The organism is Methylosarcina fibrata AML-C10, assembly GCF_000372865.1.
Taxonomy (GTDB): domain Bacteria; phylum Pseudomonadota; class Gammaproteobacteria; order Methylococcales; family Methylomonadaceae; genus Methylosarcina; species Methylosarcina fibrata.
Map to the genome: position 1 here is coordinate 4,579,720 of NZ_KB889965.1, position 20,068 is coordinate 4,599,787.

General features: G+C 51.8%; 18 protein-coding genes. 11 read left to right on the top strand and 7 right to left on the bottom strand.

Features of this window, described 5'->3' with window-relative positions; genetic code table 11:
• The first annotated feature begins 292 nt into the window (after positions 1-292).
• The 10 genes from A3OW_RS0121695 to A3OW_RS0121735 all read left to right on the top strand — a co-directional run bounded on the left by A3OW_RS0121695 (position 293) and on the right by A3OW_RS0121735 (position 11,139).
• A complete protein-coding gene (locus A3OW_RS0121695) occupies positions 293-2,521 on the top strand; it encodes a primosomal protein N' (RefSeq protein WP_020565564.1) in 2,229 nt (742 codons plus the stop codon).
• 556 nt (positions 2,522-3,077) lie between these two features.
• Positions 3,078-3,674 (top strand): CHRD domain-containing protein, encoded by a 597-nt coding sequence (locus tag A3OW_RS26665; protein WP_026223824.1) that lies wholly within the window; start codon positions 3,078-3,080, stop codon positions 3,672-3,674.
• A 385-nt stretch (positions 3,675-4,059) separates the two neighbouring features.
• Positions 4,060-5,820 carry an arginine--tRNA ligase gene (gene argS / locus A3OW_RS0121705; protein ID WP_020565565.1) on the top strand — a complete coding sequence of 587 codons (1,761 nt, stop codon included), beginning with the start codon at positions 4,060-4,062 and terminating at the stop codon, positions 5,818-5,820.
• Between the two features lies 1 nt (position 5,821).
• Entirely contained in the window at positions 5,822-6,439 is a 618-nt protein-coding gene (locus tag A3OW_RS0121710) for an SPOR domain-containing protein (protein ID WP_026223825.1), read from the top strand.
• 187 nt (positions 6,440-6,626) lie between these two features.
• Positions 6,627-7,541, top strand: a complete 915-nt coding sequence (locus tag A3OW_RS0121715) for a quinoprotein relay system zinc metallohydrolase 2 (RefSeq protein ID WP_026223826.1) — start codon at positions 6,627-6,629, stop codon at positions 7,539-7,541.
• Between the two features lie 223 nt (positions 7,542-7,764).
• Complete coding sequence (locus tag A3OW_RS0121720; RefSeq protein ID WP_020563895.1) at positions 7,765-8,613, top strand: tyrosine-type recombinase/integrase; 849 nt, start codon at positions 7,765-7,767, stop codon at positions 8,611-8,613.
• Positions 8,610-9,761 carry an IS91 family transposase gene (locus A3OW_RS0121725; protein WP_020563894.1) on the top strand — a complete coding sequence of 384 codons (1,152 nt, stop codon included), beginning with the start codon at positions 8,610-8,612 and terminating at the stop codon, positions 9,759-9,761. Before A3OW_RS0121720 ends, A3OW_RS0121725 begins: the two co-directional genes overlap by 4 nt.
• A 456-nt stretch (positions 9,762-10,217) precedes the next feature.
• A complete protein-coding gene (locus A3OW_RS29175; protein ID WP_408605677.1) occupies positions 10,218-10,391 on the top strand; it encodes a DUF4160 domain-containing protein in 174 nt (57 codons plus the stop codon).
• A complete protein-coding gene (locus A3OW_RS0121730; protein ID WP_020565568.1) occupies positions 10,351-10,620 on the top strand; it encodes a DUF2442 domain-containing protein in 270 nt (89 codons plus the stop codon). The genes A3OW_RS29175 and A3OW_RS0121730 overlap by 41 nt, the downstream gene beginning before the upstream one ends.
• 66 nt (positions 10,621-10,686) lie before the next feature.
• Positions 10,687-11,139, top strand: coding sequence for a hypothetical protein (locus A3OW_RS0121735; RefSeq protein WP_020565569.1), 453 nt, complete (start codon positions 10,687-10,689; stop codon positions 11,137-11,139).
• Here the strand turns inward: A3OW_RS0121735 and A3OW_RS0121740 are convergent.
• The 5 genes from A3OW_RS0121740 to A3OW_RS0121760 form a co-directional block, all read right to left on the bottom strand.
• Complete coding sequence (locus A3OW_RS0121740; RefSeq protein ID WP_020562072.1) at positions 11,105-12,127, bottom strand: IS701 family transposase; 1,023 nt, start codon at positions 12,125-12,127, stop codon at positions 11,105-11,107. The two genes, A3OW_RS0121735 and A3OW_RS0121740, sit on opposite strands and share 35 nt — an antisense overlap.
• Before the next feature lie 499 nt (positions 12,128-12,626).
• Positions 12,627-15,275: an aminopeptidase N gene (pepN, locus tag A3OW_RS0121745; protein ID WP_020565570.1), complete on the bottom strand. Its 2,649-nt coding sequence runs from the start codon at positions 15,273-15,275 to the stop codon at positions 12,627-12,629.
• Entirely contained in the window at positions 15,275-15,667 is a 393-nt protein-coding gene (locus A3OW_RS0121750; protein ID WP_020565571.1) for a DUF423 domain-containing protein, read from the bottom strand. The genes pepN and A3OW_RS0121750 overlap by 1 nt, the downstream gene beginning before the upstream one ends.
• A 1-nt stretch (position 15,668) precedes the next feature.
• Positions 15,669-16,181: a molybdenum cofactor biosynthesis protein B gene (moaB, locus tag A3OW_RS0121755; protein ID WP_020565572.1), complete on the bottom strand. Its 513-nt coding sequence runs from the start codon at positions 16,179-16,181 to the stop codon at positions 15,669-15,671.
• A 94-nt stretch (positions 16,182-16,275) separates the two neighbouring features.
• Positions 16,276-17,634, bottom strand: a complete 1,359-nt coding sequence (locus tag A3OW_RS0121760; RefSeq protein WP_020565573.1) for a DegQ family serine endoprotease — start codon at positions 17,632-17,634, stop codon at positions 16,276-16,278.
• 523 nt (positions 17,635-18,157) lie between these two features.
• Between A3OW_RS0121760 and A3OW_RS0121765 the strand changes: the two genes are divergently transcribed.
• Positions 18,158-19,135 carry a cyclic nucleotide-binding domain-containing protein gene (locus A3OW_RS0121765; RefSeq protein WP_232422413.1) on the top strand — a complete coding sequence of 326 codons (978 nt, stop codon included), beginning with the start codon at positions 18,158-18,160 and terminating at the stop codon, positions 19,133-19,135.
• Between the two features lie 128 nt (positions 19,136-19,263).
• On the opposite strand, the gene rpmG is transcribed toward A3OW_RS0121765, so the two are convergent.
• Positions 19,264-19,419 carry a 50S ribosomal protein L33 gene (rpmG, locus tag A3OW_RS0121770; protein ID WP_020565575.1) on the bottom strand — a complete coding sequence of 52 codons (156 nt, stop codon included), beginning with the start codon at positions 19,417-19,419 and terminating at the stop codon, positions 19,264-19,266.
• A gap of 11 nt (positions 19,420-19,430) precedes the next feature.
• Positions 19,431-19,667: a 50S ribosomal protein L28 gene (gene rpmB / locus A3OW_RS0121775; RefSeq protein ID WP_020565576.1), complete on the bottom strand. Its 237-nt coding sequence runs from the start codon at positions 19,665-19,667 to the stop codon at positions 19,431-19,433.
• Positions 19,668-20,068 lie beyond the last annotated feature (401 nt).

A 20,068-nucleotide genomic window follows, 5' to 3' on the forward strand; every position in this document is an offset into this window, starting at 1 on the left:
AGAAACATTTAGCTACCCCATCCAGTAAAAACTAATTCACAATAAGGCCGCATCGGACCGAAAACGAGCCGGAGAGTGTGCAATTCCTCTATTTGAATTGTAAGATATTGAAATTTAATGAAAATATGTTGTGACCAAAATGTGACCAAGTTAACAAAACTTCAATAAAAACCGTTGTTAAGCACCGTTAAAAACCTGTTATTCACAGACTTATCCACAGATTTTGTGGGTAACTTTACCGTCAAGCCTGCATAGAAACTTGGCAATTCCTTAGCAAAAATCATGTAACCCTATGGCTGAGTTTCCGGCTGAAAACGGGCCCGTATTCAGGGTTGCGGTTGCCGTTCCCATTTATCGGCTCTTCGACTATTTACCGCCCCAATCTTTTGAAACCGAATCGTCACAACCCGGCATACGTCTTGAAGTTCCTTTCGGCAAAGGCAAAAAAATCGCGTTTCTGGTCGACGTGGTCTGGAAAAGCGAGTTCGCTGCCGATAAGTTGAAACGGGTGCTGCGAGTTCTGGATTTGCAGCCGCTGCTGTCTGCAAACGATATCCGTTTACTGCATTGGGCCAGTCGCTATTATCATCATCCTTTGGGCGAAGTGTTCGCAGCCGCGTTTCCGGTGGCTCTGAGACAGGGCAAGCCGGCCGGCCCGATCACAGAAAAACGTTATGCTCTAACTGAATCGGGCAAAACGATGGCGCTTCAACAATTGACTAGGGCTCCGGCTCAACAGAAATTGCTGGAAATTTTCCGCGAACATCAATCGATTCTGGCCGAGACGGAACTTTCAGCAGCGGGAAAAAACTGGCGCCCTGCATTAAAACAGTTAATGACGAAGGGTTGGGTTTGTCTTGCGTCGCCCGTTACGACGTTGGCTCCCCTTCCGGCTTCGAACCGGGATGATACCATACAATGCAATCCTGAACAGCAGGCGGCAGTAACCGCCGTTTGTGAAAAATTAGACCGGTTCGGGGTGTTTTTGCTCGAAGGGGTAACCGGTAGCGGTAAAACCGAAGTGTACATGCAAATCATCCGTACCGTATTGGAACGGGGGCAGCAGGTCCTGGTGCTGTTGCCGGAGATCACGCTGACTCCGCAACTGGAAGAGCGCTTCCGGCGGCGTTTCGTCGTCCCCATCGCGCTGTCCCACTCCAAATTGACCGATAAGGAGCGGCAAAATGCCTGGCTGGCCATGCAGCAGGGAGAGTGTTCGATCTTGTTGGGGACACGCTCGGCTTTATTTACGCCATTGCAAAAGCCGGGTCTGATCATTCTGGATGAAGAGCACGACTCGTCGTTCAAGCAGCAGGAAGGTTTCCGTTTTTCCGCCCGCGACGTCGCCGTGGTCCGGGGCAAATTATTGAATATCCCTGTCCTTCTGGGTTCCGCAACGCCTTCCCTGGAAAGTCTCTACAACGTGCGCAGCGAGCGCTACCGTTTGCTGCAATTGCCGAACAGGGCCGGTAATGCCGTCGAGCCGGTTCTTCAGTTGCTGGATATTCGCAATAAACCACTGCAGGAAGGATTATCGGAGCCCCTTCTGGCGGAAATAAACAAAACCTTGTTAAAAAATGAGCAGGTGCTGCTGTTTCTGAATCGGCGCGGCTTCGCGCCTACGTTGATCTGTCACGGATGCGGCTGGGTGGCCCGATGTACCCGTTGCGACGCCAATCTGGTCATTCATGTCCGGGAGCAGAAGCTGTGCTGCCATCATTGTGGCCGGGAGCGGCCTCTGATCAAGCATTGTCCTTCCTGCTGCCAGGATGCCTTAATGCCGCTGGGGCTAGGTACCGAACGGGTCGAGAAAATTTTGGAAGAACTGTTTCCTGACAAGTCCATCGTCCGCCTCGACCGCGACTCGACCCGCAGCAAAGGCGCGCTCGAAGATTATCTGCAACAGATAGGCCAGGGCCGTGCCGATATTATTTTGGGCACCCAGATGTTGGCCAAGGGACATCATTTTCCTAACGTGACCCTGGTGGCCATACTCGACGTCGACAGCGGACTTTACAGCATCGATTTTCATGCTTCGGAAAAATTGGCGCAAATGATCGTGCAAGTGGCCGGACGCGCCGGACGCGCAGAGAAGCCGGGCAGGGTGATTTTACAAACCCGTCATCCGGAACATGCCTTATTAACGACTCTGGTCGATCAAGGCTACCACCGGTTTGCCGAAACCGCTCTGGCGGAACGGCGGGAAGCTTCGTTGCCGCCCTACAGTTATCAGGTCTTATTGAGAGCAGAGGCTGCCGATAGTGTAAGGCCGCTGAAATTTCTCAAGACGGTCAGGCACGTCGCAGAGCAACTCAACACCGGCCAGACCAGCATTATGGGGCCGGTATCGGCGCCGATGGCCCGGCGGGCGGGACGTTTCCGTTTTCAATTGCTGTTTCAAAACAACGGACGTCCTGCTCTGCATGCCTTGTTTGACGCTCTGATACCGGAAATCGAAAGAATGAAGTTGAGTAAGAGCGTGCGCTGGTCGTTGGACGTCGATCCGGTGGATTTGTATTGACGAGCCGGTTTCTTGACAATGACCTGCCGGGCCGGAGAGATCGGCTTTTTTCAAACCCGCTTTGCGAGGGATGAAAAAACAACGGTTGTGGCGTCAAATCCGCTTCGGATTGAAAAAGCATGTCGATCCAGGAAACCTGAGCTGATTTCCATTGTCCTTAATGAATAGATGGATTGTATTATCCGCTACGTCCGAATCATTTGCCGTGGTAGCGGAGAAAAGGCATTCCAGACAGTGGGGATGTGTCCAGTTTTAACCTGTGGAGAATTTTATTGACTGAGTTTCTTTTTTATAGAGATGAGATTGAGAAGCGTTTTTCTTATCAATTATTAAATTTCAAAAGTCTTTCTCCAGGTCCTGGGTTAGGCTTTTGATGCATGTCCGGTTGAAGAATTGCAGGGAGGGAATACGTGGAATACACTCCAGCCGGCATGTGAATGCCAAGATACAGCCGGGAAAGGCGCACAGGGGGAAAGGAGCCAGCGCTTGGCAATGGAGAAAGATGTAGCGGTAAAAGCCGCCAATAATTTCAACCTGTGTGAAGAAGGAGATGAGTATGTATCAACATCCTATGACCAAATCAAAAGTCGCGGTAGCTCTTTTGGGCGCGCTCGGTATTACCGCACCTGCCATGGCCCTGGACAATTTTACGGCGAAAATGACGGGAATCAAGGAAGTTCCTCTTTGTTTGAGTGTGGGCAGCGGCAAATTCGAAGCCACCGTCAGCAATGACAAAACCTCGATCGATTATACGCTGACTTATGACAAACTGGATGGAGTTCCTACAGTAGCCCATATCCATCTGGGCAAGCCCACCGACGCGGGCGGCATCATAGTTAACCTCTGCGGGGAAAGCGGAACCGGCGGTAATGGCAATGGAGGCGATGGCAATGGAAGCGGGGACAACGGCAGTGGCGACAACGGAAACGGCAGCAACGGAACCAATGCTTGCTCCGAAGGATCCGGTACCGTCAGTGGAACCATAACCGCCGAAGACGTTGTCGGTCCCGTTGACCAAGGTATCGAGGCAGGCAATTTTGACGACTTATTGCTGGCCATGAAAAGAGGCCTGACTTACGTTAACGTCCATTCGGACATATGCCCCAACGGAGAAATACGCGGGCAAATCGTAAGAAGAGCAGTTCAGCCCTAAATAGGAACAGAATCTCCATCATGGATACGCGAAGATACTGTTTCGTACCGCAGACGTAAGAAAAGGAATACCGTCTGCATGTCTTGGCTAGAGCTTTTACTTTCCCGCGCCTGCACGCTTTCAGAATTTTCCTATTCATCCAGCGCATGGGCCAGGCGCGGGAGGACGAGCCAAGCTCTTGTCAGAACAGACCCGAGCAAGCACGGAAAGGAGAAAGGATTTTAAGTTTTCAGAAAGAAGGATTGATTTTCTGGATAAAGCATCCCCATCCCGGCGGTTAATTTCGCTAAAAGATAAGACTGAATTGTTAACGCTCAGGATGGATAATCCCATCATTATCAGGGATAATGCGCGTTTATTTTATGATGATTGAACGCGCAGAATAATGAAAGAAAAGATAGAGGAACTTCTCCGCCAAGCCGTTGCCGCATTGAAGGCCGACGGTCTTATTGCCCGGGATCTTGGTGTTAACATTGCCGTAGAAAGAAGCCGCGATGCGCAGCACGGCGATCTGGCCACGAATCTGGCTCTGACGCTGGCTAAGCCGGCGGGTCTGAATCCGAGGCAACTGGCGGAAAAACTGATTGCCGCGCTGCCCGAGGATCCTGTTGTGGTCAAGGTGGAGGCGGCAGGTCCAGGTTTCATCAATTTTTTTATCAATCCGAATCAACAGTACGAGATTGTCCGGAAAATCCATCAGGAAGGCCCGGGCTTCGGCTTGAGTGCGATCGGCGCCGGTAAAAAGGTACAGGTCGAATTTGTTTCGGCCAATCCGACCGGGCCCTTGCACGTCGGCCACGGCCGCGGCGCCGCCTACGGCTCGGTTGTGGCCGATCTGCTGGAGGCCGTCGGGTTCGAGGTGCATCGCGAATATTATGTCAACGACGCCGGCCGGCAGATGGACATTCTGGCGACCAGCATCTGGCTGAGATATCTGGAAGAATGCGGCGAAGTGGTGCATTTCCCGAGCAACGGTTATCGGGGCGAATACATACGGGAATGCGCCTGGAGTATCCATAAAAAAGTCGGCGAGGCTTACCGCCGAACCGCGGAGCAGGTGTTCGAACAAATACCGCCCGATGAAATGCAGGGAGGCGATAAGGAAGCGCATATCGATGCCTTGATCGTCAGGGCCAAGAACTTGCTGGGGCCTGCGATTTATCAAGAAGTGTTTCAATCCGGTCTGGATACCATTCTGGACGACATCAAGGAAGACTTGCAGGAGTTCGGCGTCGAATATCAGGAATGGTTTTCCGAGCGCAGCCTGATGGACGACGGTTCGGTCGAAAAAGCGCTTAAACTCCTGCGCGAGGGCGGCCATCTCTACGAAAAGGACGGCGCGCTCTGGTTTGCCTCCAGCCGGTTGGGCGATGAAAAAGATCGGGTGGTGGTGCGCGAAAACGGGCAATTCACTTATTTCGCTTCGGATATCGCCTATCATATGAATAAACTGGATCGCGGTTTCGACCAGATCATCGATATCTGGGGCGCCGATCATCATGGCTATATCCCTCGGGTCAGGGCGGCCATCCAGGCGCTGGGCGCCGATGAAGCCAGGCTGAAAGTGTTGCTGGTGCAATTTGCGACGCTTTACCGAGGTGAAGAAAAAGTGCAGATGTCGACCCGGTCCGGCGAATTCGTCACCTTGCGGCAATTGCGGAACGAAGTGGGACGTGATGCCGCCCGTTTTTTCTATCTGCTGCGCCGCTCCGAGCAGCATATGGACTTCGACTTGAAACTGGCTACCTCGCGAACCAATGAGAATCCGGTTTTTTATGTACAATATGCGTATGCCAGAGTTTGTAGCGTATTTCGGCAATTGGACGAAAAAGGCTGGGAAAGAGATTTGAGGCTGGGCATGGGCCATCTTGCAAGATTGGTCGAACAGCATGAAATCGATCTGCTCGCCACTTTGGCGCGTTATCCTGATGCGCTGGAAAGAGCGGCTTTACAGCACGAACCGCATCAACTGATCCTTTATTTGCGCGAACTGGCGAATGACTTTCATACTTATTACAATGCCCATCAGTTTCTGGTCGAGGACGCGCCGCTGCGCAATGCCCGCTTGAATCTGATCGATGCGGCAAGACAGGTTTTGGCTAACGGACTAAGCTTATTAAGTATTACCACGCCCGAAGTAATGTAACATGCCCAGAGACTATAAATACCGATCGGAAAACAGAAACATAAAACGGAGCAGACATCACTCAGGCCGTGAAGACCGCCTGGCTCTATGGAAATGGATGCTGATCACGGCATTGATCATTGCCTTCGTCGTCTTTCTCTTTTATTTGGGCAGCAAGGGCAGCAAACAGGTTAATACCCCTCCGGTTTCGCAATCGGCGATTGATAATAAACAGGCGGAAACAACGGCCGCGGCAGCGGCTAACAAAAAAGCCGAAGTCAAGGCCGAGCCCGAGATTCCGCAGTTTGATTTTTATACCATTTTGCCCCGGAAAGAAGTGGTCGTACCCGATCATGAGATCGATACCCGCAGCAGAGAAGAACGGGTAGGGGAGGCAAAAGCCACTCAATACATTCTGCAGGCGGGATCCTACAAGGATTTCAAGGAAGCCGACCGGTTACGGGCAAAGCTGGCTTTGATGGGCATAGAATCCCGAATCGAAAAAGCCAAAGTGGGCAACGTAACCTGGTATCGCATCAAAATGGGTCCTTATACCCGTATGAACAGCGTCAGCATTATTCGTTCGAGATTACGGGACAATGGGATCGATGCAATCGTTACGGAGATAGAAAACCGGTAGTCAGTCCTGCGAAAGGAAAAAATGGAACCGGACCTGCGAGATTTTAAAAACCTCGTAGGTTTTTTAATACAACGCCGAACGGGAACGGACGAGGCGGCTGACCGGTTTTGCAAAGTCTTGATTAAGGCAGCATGGTTTTTTCCGAATGCAAGAAGCCTTCCTTACATTTCTTATGGACATCCGATCGATGAGAAAGCTATTGTTTTTTTTAATGCTGTTGGCAAGCCGGACCGCCGCAGCCGCGCCGGTGTTGTCGATTACCGAGGTGGCGCCCGGAATCCACGTGCATTTCGGCGTTCATGAAGCGCCGGATACCCGCAATCACGGCGCCATAGCCAACATCGGTTTCATCGTCGGCGACCGCTGCATCGCCGTCATCGACACCGGCGGAAATCCCGAGCAGGGCAGGGCACTCAAAAACGCGATCAAGCATGTCAGCAATAAGCCGGTCTGCTACGTCATCAATACGCACGTTCATCCGGATCATATCTACGGCAATTCGGCTTTTAAAGAGGCCGGCGTTCAATTTGTCGGCCATGAGAAACTGGCCAGGGCCATGGCCGCACGCGGTCCTTTTTACCTAGAAAAGGCCAGGGATCTTCTCGGAATCGAGTTATCTCCGAAAGACATTATTCCTCCGGATCTTCTTGTCGGCCATTCGATGGACCTCGATCTGGGCGGCCGAATACTGAAATTAACCGCCCATCCCGCCGCGCACACCGACAATGATTTGACGGTTTACGATCCCTTAACGGAAACGTTCTGGATGGCCGATTTGCTGTTTATCGAGCATTTGCCGGTCATCGACGGCAGCTTGAAAGGCTGGTTGGGAATACTCGACGAGCTGGAGCGGCAATCCTTTAAACGGGTCATTCCCGGACACGGCCCGTTGGTAACGGACTGGCCGCAAAGCATGCAGCCCGAAAAGCAGTATCTGCAAATGCTGCTGACCGAAATCAGAGCCACCATCAAAGAGGGCGGGTATCTGGAGCAGGCCCTGGAAACGGTCGGTTACACGGCCAAGCCGCATTGGAAGCTTTTTGACGAGTTTCACCGTAAAAATGTCTCCACCGCCTTTGCCGAACTTGAATGGGATGAGTGATTTTACGGATTTATAAGTGTGAAACTCCGAACTTGAACTGATGGATTCAAAAATTAGCTTCAATTGACATTGGAAGGGTGAGTTCGACCCTAACCGACCTTTCGACTATGTTGAACTAAACCGCTGCGCGGTGCCTTGGCACAGCTCTAAATTTCCCTTTCGTAACAATAAGTCGCACACTCCTGATTGACCGCTGTTGGTCAGTCTTTAGAGGAGAAATGTGATGACTCCGTTACGTCAAAAAATGATCGATGCCATGCTGGTACGCGGCATGGCTCTGAGAACCCAGCGCAGTTATCTGATGGCTGTCGCCGAGTTGGCGAAGTATTATCATCGTTCGCCGGCTCAACTGTCGGGGGAAGAACTGCAAGGGTTCTTCCTCGCACTGGTCAAAGAACGCCACCTCTCGCCGGCCACTTGCCGCTTGTATCTGAATGCGCTCCGTTTTTTCTATCTGCACGTCCTCGGCCAGGACAGCTTTGGCGTCAAGCTGCAGGTGCCTAAACAAGAACAACGCATTCCGGAACTGCTGATGCGCAGTGAAGTCAGCCGCATCCTGGCGGCCCACGGCAACCTCAAACACCGCATGTTACTGTCGACCTGTTACGGTTGCGGACTTCGTGTCAGTGAATTGGTGTCGATTCAGATTCGCCACCTGGATGGCGAACGGCGACTGCTGCGAGTGGAACAAGGCAAAGGCGCTAAGGATCGGGCCGTGATCCTGTCGCCTACTTTATTGCAGCTATTGCGTGCCTATTGGCGTGAACTGCGGCCGCCGCAATGGCTGTTTCCCGGTGCCGATCCCCACTCGCCGTTGAGTATTGCCAGTGCGCAAAAGCTTTTTTCGGAGGCCAAACGACGCGCCGGGGTCGACAAGATCGGCGGCATTCACAGCCTGCGTCACGCCTATGCGACCCATCAGCTGGAAGCCGGCATGCCGCTGCATCAACTGCAGCATCAGCTGGGCCATCAGAATATCCGCTCGACCTTGCGTTATGTCCATTGGGTGCCGGGTTATCAGGAAAGCCGAAGCGGCGGCGACCTGTTGGCCCAACTGGAGCAGCCGTTATGAGCGGCGACGTCGGCTTGCAGGCGGTCTTCGAGCGATTTCTGCCCGCCTATCAGACGCAGCATGCGCTCACCCCGATTCAGCAAAAAGCCTGCCGGCATATCGAACAATGCCGCACCGAAGCCTTGGGTGGCCTGCGACGGCGTTGCGGGCAGTGCGGCTTCGAGCAGCCGCAGTATCATTCCTGCCGTGACCGCCATTGCCCGCAATGCCAGGGCCAAGCCCAACAAGCCTGGTGCCAACAGCAGTTGCAGGCGGTTCTGCCGGTGACCTACTATCACCTGGTGTTCACACTGCCGCATACGCTCAATAGCTGGATCGAACTGCACCCCGAAGTGATCTACCGGTGCTTATTCCAGAGCGTTTGGGAAACCTTGGATCATTTTGGCCAAGACCCGAAACGATTGCACGGCACCCTGGGGATGACCGCGGTCTTGCATACCTGGGGGCAAAATCTGAGTCGGCATGTGCATCTGCACTGCCTGGTCGCCGGCGGCGCCTTGACCGAAGCAGGCGACTGGCATCCGGCCAAAAGCAATTACCTGTTTCCGGTCCGGGCCTTGTCCCGATTTTTTCGGGGTCGAATGGTTTGCCGCCTGCGGTACAGTGCGCAACGCGGTGAACTGCAACGGATCACGCGTCCTGCGGAAATCGATACGCGACTCCGTGAGCTCATGCAAACAGACTGGGTGGTGTACACCAAAGCCTATCTCAACCAAGCCGAAACAGTGGTCCAGTATCTGGCCCGCTACAGTCGCAAAACCGCACTCAGTAATGGGCGGATCCGGCAGATAGACGAAGACCAAGTGCATCTGCGCTACAAGGACTACCGGGATCATGACCGCAACAAAGTCATGGTGTTGGGCGGTGAAGAACTGATTCGACGCTTCTTATGGCATATTTTGCCGATCGGGTTCATGCGCATTCGCCATTACGGCTTTCTCGCCAACCGATGCCGGCGACAAAAGCTGGCGCAAATCCGGCATACTCTGCAAGCCATAGCCGAGCAAGAGATCGTCGAGCAGGAAGTTGTAAACAGTCAGCCCGTTACCGCGCCGATCATTGAAAAACCGCAGTTATGTCCGCAATGCCAAACAGGCCGTATGATCGTCGTCGGAGAGATAGCGCCCAAGCGCATAGAGTATGGCTAAGCGATAAACCGATCGGAAGCTTAAGCCAGGAACGGCACAGCCCGTCCACAGGCGCCAAAAGGCCTGGGATACCGTGCGGCCGAGAGAAAGAAAAAACCGAAAAACTAACAAATGAAGCGAACAAAATTGAATAAATCCTTCCCTCGACGGACCTATCAGAAGCTAATCGGTCAGTTACAAACAAGACTAACGTCCATAGAAAGCCGATAAATCTTGGACAACCCTGCTCGAAAACAATACAATCCCCATTAATAAAGAAGGCGGGCTAAGCCAAACATCCAGAGCGGCTTAGTCCAACACACATTTATCTGTCATGCTTGCGCACGACAGATAAAATGCTTATTTGTTAGTCGGTCTCGATCAGCGAGCATCATGGATAATATTTAGAAAATGAGCCCAACTGTTTTCCGCGAAAGCGGTTTCCGCTTCTATTTCTTCTCGCGTGAGGAACCGAGAATGCACGTCCACGTTCAGAGCCAGAATGGAGAGGCAAAATATTGGCTTGAACCCAAAGTTGAACTTGCACAACACACTGGGCTTTCTCGGAACGAAATCAACGAAGCACTTCGCTTAGTTCAGGAGCACGAAAATGAAATCCGCAGCGCTTGGCTTAAACACTTCCCTGGTTGAAGTAACCAATATTTCTAGGCATGGTTTCTGGCTATTGCTGGAAGATGAGGAATTGTTTCTTTCGTTCGCAGACTTTCCCTGGTTTCGGGATGCAGCAGTCGGGAAAATCCTTAATGTCGAGCTTCCATCACTTAACCATTTGTATTGGCCTGAGTTAGATGTGGACTTGGCTGTTGAATCTATTCGTCATCCCGAGAAATTCCCGCTGGTGAGCCAACTCAATGCCTAACAAAACGCTTGAGCCGACCCACTTCCGCTACGCTCCAGCGGTCGGATTAGCTCTACGTTATGCGTCATGATTGATATCCGAACAGTTACACTGGTTTGTAGTAGCTTATTCGCTGGCATCGCCTTGCTTCTTAACTTTGGAGTTGCGAGGAGAAGCAATCGTATTGCGGTTTCATCAAAGCTTACCGAGCTTTCAAAACTCCTAAGCGACGAACTTGTGGCACGTGTCGAGATGCATAGCTTACTTGAAAAGGAGCTTAAAGAAGCCAAAAGCTATCCGGATCAAGCAATAGCAGCTGAGAAAGTCCGATTTCTACAGGAATCGCTGGAGCGAAACATCAAGCGGCAGAATGAGCTAGATTCTGAAACCGATTATCTCGAGAAAGCATTCTTGAATCTTGATAAGGTTGACATTGGTGGCCTAGATGCAAAGATCGCACGCTCATATCGGATGCAACGGATAGCAGAATCAACACTCACAGGACTTACGCAAGGCTCATGCGTAGAGATGGATTTCTGAGCTGTTGGCAGAGGTAGTCATCGAGTAGCTTCTGTTTCAATTGATAGACCGTCCGTCCCGAGGTGTAGGCCAATTGCTTCAGTCGAACCCAAACCAGGAAAGCGCAGGCAATATGATTGCGCTGAATGCGGGCAGAGCGGCACTGGCAGCGTTCCCTTCCGGTGACCTGTTTGCCTTCGCGGTGCAGTTGCTCGATCTTCCAGCGATAGCCGCACGCCTGTTGTGCGGCCGCCGTGGAATGCTGAGTGGGCTCGTTGGTCACGACCCAATCCGTGCGGTGGGTGGACACCTCAACCCGGAACAGGTGCACCTTGTGGTGTTTGGGAAAGCCTCTGATCTTGATGGTTTTACCGTGCGCCCGCTCGGTCGGGCTCCAGATCAGCGAGTCGACCCGTTGGTAAGGTCGCTCGCCGCCGGAATCATCCACTTGGCGGTTAGCCTTGAGCGGACAATAATAGACTTTCTGCAAGGATTCGATGAATAACATCAGGTCTTTCGTGGCGTACCAGCTATCCATCAGCACGGCGTGAAACGGCAAACGCTTGTGATGCACGGCATTGCCGAGCATGTCGTGGACATGATCCAGTTTGGATTGGCCGTCGCCATCGGGATCGTAGAGCCGGTAGTCGATCAGCCAGAACTGATCCAACTCCGGATTGACATAGACGCAGGTCACGACGCCGATACCGCGAATCAGGCCATGGGCATTGCCGCTGTACTGGTGACGTACTAGGGCAATCTTTCGGGAGAAGTCCTTATCCAGCACGGTGTCGTCGAAGATCAGGTAGCCGGCCGGTGTGAGGACGATGTCGTTGCGGACGTTGTCCCATATCAGCCGCGGGGTCATCCGTTCTCGTTGCAGGTAGCGGTTGATGGCATCGTGGCTGAAGGTGTCATGGTGATCGGCAAAATAGGTCAGCGTATAATTGATCTGGCTGACCAGCAGAAATTGGCAATAATCCAGGCGAGTCATAAAAGATTTGATCATAACTTAATGTCGCTTTTGACCTCAGTCTTTGATTCATGTGCCTTCAGCGATCAGATATTTTGCGTAAGTCCTGACTCAGTTTTGCTGAGAAGCTAAAATTGCAATGAAACGCATAACGAGGCGGTCAACTGGACTACTTTTCCGCTGTCGCTACAAAGCGTCTGGTTACCTTTATGTTGAGCGAGCAATTTGTGATCTATAGCAGTCACTGGAAAATGCACAAAAGACCGGCAGAAATTGGCCGAATTGAAACCGCCGTTAGTGCCAGGTAAAATCCAAACTGAAGTTGGATTCTGCCAGATCAGGGCTAGAGTTTTGCAACTTAAGCGCATCCCGCTATTTTTTCGCTCCGTCGAGCTGAGTCCTTTCTTATTATATTAAATCGGAACCACAGCGCTTTATAACCGAAAGATATTAAAGACAGCGCCTTCTTCCGATTGAACCGCATCGATGATTCAACCGGAATAGATCAATAAGGGGTTAAAACTCAAACTTCGTTTTATGCCAGACTTTTGCTGGCGACTTCGTAAACATCCCTGGAAATCGCTTCTGTTGCCACAATCCGCTCCAGTTGCGCTTTCATCAGCGCCTGCCGGTGGTCGTCGTAGCGGCGCCAGGAGATGAGTCCGCCCAGCATCCGAGAAGCCACCTGCGGATTTAACGCGTTCAGCGCAATGATCTGATCGGTAAGAAATTGATAGCCCTGGCCGTTTTCGGCATGAAAATGCACCGGATTGGACTGGCTGAAGGCGCCGATCAGGGCTCTGACCCGGTTCGGGTTATGCAAATCGAAGGCCGGGTGCTTCATTAATTCCAGTACCCGTTCGAACGTGCCGGGCATGGGGCTGCACGCCTGGGTGGCAAACCATTTGTCGACGACCAGGTCTTCTTTCTGCCATTGTCGGTAAAAACGGTCGAGGCACTCCTGCCGAGCCGGATGCGGATGATGAACGATCATGGTTAATGCCGCCATCTGATCGGTCATGTTTTTCGCGTCATCGAATTGTTGCAAGCTCCATTGCCGGATTTCGGCATCGTCCAGTTTGGCCAGATAACCCAGGCAGGTATTTTTAATGCGCCTGCGGCCGATGGCTTCCTTATCGAAGCGCCCGGACTCGTCTCGGTGATGTTGCCGGTACAACCGCTTGAATGGTTCCTGCAGTTGTTCCGCCAGGGTCCGAATGACGCATTCGCGGGCGTGATGGATTGCATTGACGTCGACCACGCGCATCTGTTCGGTCAGATAGATCTCCGACGGTAAATTGAGTAATAAGGCAAAGAACGAAAGATCGGCCCAGGATTGTTCCAGCACTTCCTTGACGGCATCGACCAGTATCGGATTGACACGCATTTCCCGGCCGTGCTGATAATCGGCAATGAGCCCTAAAATGATCTGCAAGGCCAGTTGCTGTCCGGCCTCCCAACGATTAAAGGCATCGCTGTCGTGTTTGAGAAGGAAGGCCAATTCCTCCAGGCTGCGTTCAATCAACAGCTTGACCGGAGCCGAAAATCCTCTCAGAACGGAAACGATCGGCGGTTGCGCAAGTCCTGCAAAAATGAAAATCTGTTCAGGCTGGGTCAATTGCAGAATGACTTGGTCGTTGACGGCACCGCTGTCTTGCAACTGGCAGGGAGCGATGGATCCGTCCGGATAGAGCAGGCCGGTCGCTACCGGAATGTGCAGCGGTTCTTTGACCGGCTGGCCGGGCGTGGGGGGTGTGCTTTGCGTCAGCGTCAGGCTCAGAGTTTGCCGCGCCGGATCGTATTCCTGCTGAACCTGGACATGCGGCGTGCCCGCCTGCGAGTACCAGCGCCGGAATTGGCTTAGATCCACGTTGTTGGCCGCTTCCATCGCATTGACGAAATCGTCGCAGGTGACCGCCTGGCCGTCGTGGCGCTGAAAGTAAAGGTCGCTGCCTTTGCGGAATCCTTCGGGCCCCAGCAGGGTGTGCAGCATGCGGACCACTTCTGCACCTTTCTCGTACACGGTCAGCGTATAGAAGTTGTTGATCTCGATATAGGCGTCCGGCCGGATCGGATGAGCTAACGGGCCTGCATCCTCGGCAAACTGACGGGTGCGCAATAGGTTAACGTCTTCGATGCGCTTGACTGCCCTTGACGTTCGGTCGCCGGTGAATTCCTGGTCGCGGAAAACGGTAAACCCTTCCTTCAGGCTCAACTGAAACCAGTCCCGGCAGGTGATTCGATTGCCGGTCCAGTTATGAAAATACTCGTGGCCGATCACGCCTTCGATGTGTTCGTAATCGGAGTCGGTGGCCGTGTCGGGCGTCGCCAATACATACTTAGTGTTGAAAATGTTCAGGCCCTTGTTTTCCATCGCTCCCATGTTGAAATGGCTGACCGCGACGATCATGTACAGGTCCAGATCGTATTCGCGGCCATAAACTTTCTCGTCCCAGGCCATGGCATTCTTCAGGGATTGCATCGCATGGCCGCATTTGTCGAGGTCGTGTTTTTCGACGAAGATCTGCAAGCTGACGGTCCGTCCCGACCGGGTGGTGAACGTGTCTTCGATGCATTCCAGTTGCCCGGCCACCAGCGCGAACAGATAACAGGGTTTGTTGTAAGGATCTTCCCAGGTCACCCAGTGGCGGTTATCCAGCCGGCCGTCCGCTATTTTATTGCCGTTGGACAGCAGGACGGGATAACGTTCCTTATCGCCTATCAGGGTTGTGGTGAATCGCGTCATCACGTCCGGACGGTCGAGAAAATAAGTGATTTTTCTAAAACCTTCCGCTTCGCATTGAGTGCAGAGCATGCCGTTCGAGAGATAAAGCCCTTCGAGCGCGGTATTGGCTTTCGGGTTGATCGTGTTCTCGATAGTCAGGGTAAACGGGCGATGCTGAGGGACGTCGTGCAGGATTAATGAATCGGACGTTTGCAGATAATCTTGCCCGGTTAATTCCTGCTCGTCATTTAAAACGGCGCGGATCAAACACAGATTTTCTCCGGCCAGGGTCAGCGAGGTGTCGCTGGACCGGCTTGCCGGGTTGCGGCTCAGGGTTAACCTGGAGATCACGCGGGTGTTTTCTTCGTCAAGCTCGAATTTCAGTTCGACATGATGAATCAGATACTCGGGGACGGTATAGTCTTTCAAATAAGTGGTATGGGGCGTTGCGTCGCGCATTAGGAATACCTGCCGGAGGATTGTTTTCGGGTTGCAAAAACGGCAATCAATAACCAGGCTGTTAAAAAGCTCAGGCCGCCGAAAGGCGTGATCATGCCGAACCATTTAACCTCAAGCATCGTCATGAAATACAAACTGCCGGAGAAGAGCACTATGCCTAAGAACATTAACCACCCGGCCCATTGAAGCAGCCGGGAGTGGGGGGCCTGACGATGGATCTGGGCGATGCCGCAAAGTCCCAGGGCGTGCCATATCTGATAATTGACCCCTGTTTGATACACCGCCAGTTGTTCGGTGCTTAAGACGCCTTTCAAACCATGAGCGCCAAAAGCGCCCATGGCCACTCCGATAAAAGCGGCCAAGGCGCCGAAAAACAAAAAATTCGATCGCATCTTATTTTTCCATTAGCCGGGGCATCAACTCCACCAGATTGCAAGGTTTCGTACGGTAATCCAGTTGGTCTTTAATGAGTAAATCCCAGGCCGTGCGGCAGGCTCCGGAAGAGCCGGGCAGACAGAAGAGATAGGTGGCGTTGGCGACGCCGGCCAGTGCCCGGGACTGAATTGTCGAGGTCTTGATGTCCTGATAGGACAACATGCGGAACATTTCTCCGAATCCGTCCAGGACCTTGTCCAGCAAGGGCAGGATGGCTTCCGGCGTGCCGTCCCTGCCGGTGACGCCGGTGCCTCCAGTGGTAATGACCACCTGGACGTCATCCTGGGCTATCCATCCGGAAACGGCCGCCCGAATCCGGTAGATGTTGTCGGGTACGATTTTTTTCGCAATGACGCGATGGCCGGCAGCCTCCGCCTGTTCCACTAGCAGTTTGCCGGAAACGTCGTCGCTCTCCGTGCGGGTATCGGAAACCACCAGTACGGCAATGTTTAAAGGAATAAATTGGTTCATTTGAGTGTCGGAGCGAATTCAAAAAAACAGCACAGACTGGCATTATAAATGAAAACCAGTCCTTATTTCCTGCTGGCGCTTTTTATGCTCACGGTCAGCGCAGCACGACGAAAAAGCCTTCCTGACCGCGTTGAATGTTGATCATCAACGAATTGCCGGCATCGACGGAACGCTTGAGTTCGTCAAGATTATGGATGCGATACCGATTGGCCATGACGATCACGTCGCCGGGACGCAGACCGACGCGCCACGCATAGGAGGCGGTATGGATTTTTTCAAATAAAACGCCCTCGATTTGATCCTTTTGGGTAGAGCCTAACACCGTGCCCTGCAGAGTGGGATGCAGTTTCTCGCCGGCCAGTTGAACCCGTTCGGGTTTGCCGATGACGGCCGTCGTTTCGTTCTTTTCATTGCCGCGGAAATAGTCGATGGCAACCTCGTCGCCGATTTGCAGCAGGCCGATGATGTTCCGGATGTCATGGCTGTCTTTGACGTCTTGACCGTTCGCTGCCACGATGACGTCGCCCGGTTCCAGACCGGCTTTCGCGGCCGGCGAATTGCTCTCGATCCGGCTGATCACAGCACCCCGGCTGATTTGCAGGTTAAACGCCCTGACCAGTTCCGGAGTCAGATCCTGGGTGGTGACTCCGAGCAAGCCGCGCCTGACTTCTCCATGCTTGATCAACGAGTCTTTAATGGTGGTGACCATGTTGGACGGAATGGCGAACCCGATGCCGACATTACCGCCGGTAGGAGCCAGAATGGCGGTGTTCATTCCGATAAATTCGCCGTTCAGATTGACCAGGGCGCCGCCCGAATTGCCGGGATTGATCGACGCATCGGTTTGAATGAAATCCTCATAACCTTCTATGCCCAGACCGGAGCGACCCAGGGCGCTGATGATGCCGGAGGTCACCGTCTGACCCAGACCGAAAGGATTGCCGATGGCGACGACAAAATCGCCGACCCTGAGCCGGCTGGAATCGGCAATCGGCAGTTCAGCCAAATGGTCCGCCGGTATTTGAATCACCGCCACGTCGGCCTCCGGATCGGCGCCGATCAGTTGGGCGTTGAGTTGGCGGCCGTCGTTTAACGTGACCATGATTTTGTCGGCTTTATCGATGACATGGTTGTTGGTTAAAACATAACCTTGTCTGCTGTCGATGATGACTCCGGAGCCTAAACTGTTTTTTTGTTGTTGCCGCGACCGATTGGGCATTTCAAAGAAATGCCGAAAAAACGGATCCTGCATCAAAGGATTTTCCACGACCTGAATGTTGGTCGAGGTTGAGATATTGACCACGGCAGGCATGCTTCGTTCAAGCATGGGAGCCAGTGAGGGCAAAGCTTGTCCTTCTGCATAAGGAGGCAGTCCGATGGCTTTCGCGATCAGGGGCTGAAAACCCAGTAAAAACAGGATGACAAATAATCGTTTTACTATCTTAATGTCCATTAGGATGTTCCATGGTTGATATGAGTAGCAGCGATAGACAATATAAGGACAAAAATGTTTAATAACAAGACGTGCATGAGTTCAAGCAATTCAAACAATAGGCAGTTTATGGACTATTATTTTAGGGTTTTTCTGCTTAAATACTTTAATGTCTGTCGATATTCTTTCTGAAGAAGGACGACTTATCCGAAAGTTCGTCCCGTTTGTAACGATGCCGGCTTCTTCGTTCAATGCCTTATGTACGGAGATGGTCATTGAAGAAGTTACGGATGGCCTTTTGTTTAAAAGGGGAGAGGTCGACAGTAATTTGATCTATCTTTTAAGCGGAGAAGTGGTTCTTCAGGCGGACGATCTTGTCGTAGAGACAATCGTTGCCGATACCGAGGCAGCCAGATTTGCTCTGGCGCACCAGATTCCAAGAAAAATAGATGCAGTGGCAAAGGGAACCGTTCGTTTTTTGCGGCTTGAGGCCGCGAAGGTGATCAATTTGCCTCCCTTTGAGTATAAAGAGGAAACGAGTTTTATGAGCGTTGATGAGTCCGACGACAGCAGCGACGACTGGATGACAGCATTATTGAAATTACCCATATTTCAACGTCTTCCGCCTGCCAATTTACAAAAGATTTTGATGGGATTGGAGCTTGTCGAGTACGAGAAAGGTGCGACCGTTATCGAACAGGGCGCCATCGGGGATTATTACTATTTAATAAAGAGCGGACAATGTCTGATCAGTCGGAAGCCTTCCGCCAGCGCCAAAGAAATCAAATTGGGAATGATGGATAAGGGCGATACGTTTGGAGAAGACTCCCTGCTTACCGGCGGTCTCCGAACGGTAACGGTTACCGCGTTGACCGATCTCAGTTTGCTCCGTTTGAGCAAGCAGCAATTCATCTCTTTAATAAAGGAACCTTCGTTAAAATTTATCGAATACAAGGATCTGGAAACCGTTTCCAAACAGGGAGGAATTCTGATGGATATTCGTGCTCCGGACGAGTATGAAAAACGGCATCTGGAAGGCACGGTCAATTACCCTTTTTTTTCCTTGAGAATGCAGCTTAAGACGCTAAGCCGGGACAAGCCGGTCGTCGTCATATGCGCCGACGGCAAGGTCAGCGAAGCGGGCGCTTTTTTGTTGCTGAAAAACAAGTTCAATGCGCTCATTCTCAAAGGAGGAATGGAAGCGGTGCCGCAGAGTCTGGCTCGTGAAGCCGCGCAGTTCGCCATCGACGACGGAATTGAGACGATGGTCAAATTACATGAGCCCGAGCATCCGGAAGACCGTGCGGAATTGGCGGATCATCCTTCTGCCGGCGACGAAAACAGCTCTTGGGAAGAGCAAATAAAATTTCTTAAATCGGAAAATGAAGCGCTGAGAAGAACCGGGCAGTTGCTGAACGAAAAGTATGAGAAACTGAAAACCGAAAAAGACGATCTTGAGAAAGAATACCGCATCGTGTGTCAGAAGTTGGCGGATCTGACGCGTTTGGCCGAAAGCCGGTAAGAAAAATTCCGGGCCGATTTGCGCTTGCCGGATTATAAAGAAACGGAAGCAATTGCTTGTAAAACCACAGCCGATCGAAGCCGTGGTTTTCAGGCAATGTTAAAGAAGTCGTAAAATTTAAATGAAAGTTATTTGATTTTGGCTTCTTTATAGATAACATGCTTGCGGGCGACAGGATCGAATTTTTTGATCTCCATCTTTTCCGGCATGGTTCTTTTGTTTTTTGTGGTCGTATAGAAATGACCGGTGCCTTCGGTAGAAACTAATTTAATTTTATCGCGCATTTTAATTCCCCTTATACTTTATCGCCGCGTTTACGCAAATCCGCCAGTACGGCATCGATGCCTTTTTTGTCGATGATGCGCATGCCTTTGGTGGAAACCCGAAGGCGCACCCAACGATTTTCGCTTTCCACCCAGAATCTGTGATGCTGAAGGTTCGGCAAGAAACGTCGGTTGGTTTTATTGTTGGCGTGGGATACATTGTTACCGGTAACGGGTTGTTTCCCGGTTACCTGACATACTCTGGACATGATTAACCTCTTAGTGTGCCTAATTCAAAAGATAGCCGAACTTTATACCAAAAAATCTTTTCAAGGTAAATGACAAATTATAAAATAAAACAATTAAAATATGAACTCCTGGGTGCACCGATAAGGTGAAGAAGGATTCGATGCCCGCTTTGCAATATAATCGGCGGGCGGAAGTCGTTTTATTGCCTTCGGATTTTGCCGGAATCCCACTGTGAAACAAGCTTCTGACCTACAAAAACCGATGCCGGCAAGTCGCCGGTTTCAACAAGACAAATTCGAAGAGGCAGTTATGCCGTCCAGCCAGGCCTCACCTTGAAGGCTGTGCAATTCGCTTCACCCGAACGAGACTGCATTTCATCCTGCCTCTCAGTACGGAAGAAAAACCGCACTGCGTAGGACAA

Bases quoted from the DNA above. Each gene is read 5' to 3' on its own strand.
- A3OW_RS0121695 (WP_020565564.1), top strand. From the start codon at position 293: ATGGCTGAGTTTCCGGCTGAAAACGGGCCCGTATTCAGGGTTGCGGTT.
- A3OW_RS26665 (WP_026223824.1), top strand. From the start codon at position 3,078: ATGTATCAACATCCTATGACCAAATCAAAAGTCGCGGTAGCTCTTTTG.
- argS (WP_020565565.1), top strand. From the start codon at position 4,060: ATGAAAGAAAAGATAGAGGAACTTCTCCGCCAAGCCGTTGCCGCATTG.
- A3OW_RS0121710 (WP_026223825.1), top strand. From the start codon at position 5,822: ATGCCCAGAGACTATAAATACCGATCGGAAAACAGAAACATAAAACGG.
- A3OW_RS0121715 (WP_026223826.1), top strand. From the start codon at position 6,627: ATGAGAAAGCTATTGTTTTTTTTAATGCTGTTGGCAAGCCGGACCGCC.
- A3OW_RS0121720 (WP_020563895.1), top strand. From the start codon at position 7,765: ATGACTCCGTTACGTCAAAAAATGATCGATGCCATGCTGGTACGCGGC.
- A3OW_RS0121725 (WP_020563894.1), top strand. From the start codon at position 8,610: ATGAGCGGCGACGTCGGCTTGCAGGCGGTCTTCGAGCGATTTCTGCCC.
- A3OW_RS29175 (WP_408605677.1), top strand. From the start codon at position 10,218: ATGCACGTCCACGTTCAGAGCCAGAATGGAGAGGCAAAATATTGGCTT.
- A3OW_RS0121730 (WP_020565568.1), top strand. From the start codon at position 10,351: ATGAAATCCGCAGCGCTTGGCTTAAACACTTCCCTGGTTGAAGTAACC.
- A3OW_RS0121735 (WP_020565569.1), top strand. From the start codon at position 10,687: ATGATTGATATCCGAACAGTTACACTGGTTTGTAGTAGCTTATTCGCT.
- A3OW_RS0121740 (WP_020562072.1), bottom strand. From the start codon at position 12,127: ATGATCAAATCTTTTATGACTCGCCTGGATTATTGCCAATTTCTGCTG.
- pepN (WP_020565570.1), bottom strand. From the start codon at position 15,275: ATGCGCGACGCAACGCCCCATACCACTTATTTGAAAGACTATACCGTC.
- A3OW_RS0121750 (WP_020565571.1), bottom strand. From the start codon at position 15,667: ATGCGATCGAATTTTTTGTTTTTCGGCGCCTTGGCCGCTTTTATCGGA.
- moaB (WP_020565572.1), bottom strand. From the start codon at position 16,181: ATGAACCAATTTATTCCTTTAAACATTGCCGTACTGGTGGTTTCCGAT.
- A3OW_RS0121760 (WP_020565573.1), bottom strand. From the start codon at position 17,634: ATGGACATTAAGATAGTAAAACGATTATTTGTCATCCTGTTTTTACTG.
- A3OW_RS0121765 (WP_232422413.1), top strand. From the start codon at position 18,158: ATGAGCGTTGATGAGTCCGACGACAGCAGCGACGACTGGATGACAGCA.
- rpmG (WP_020565575.1), bottom strand. From the start codon at position 19,419: ATGCGCGATAAAATTAAATTAGTTTCTACCGAAGGCACCGGTCATTTC.
- rpmB (WP_020565576.1), bottom strand. From the start codon at position 19,667: ATGTCCAGAGTATGTCAGGTAACCGGGAAACAACCCGTTACCGGTAAC.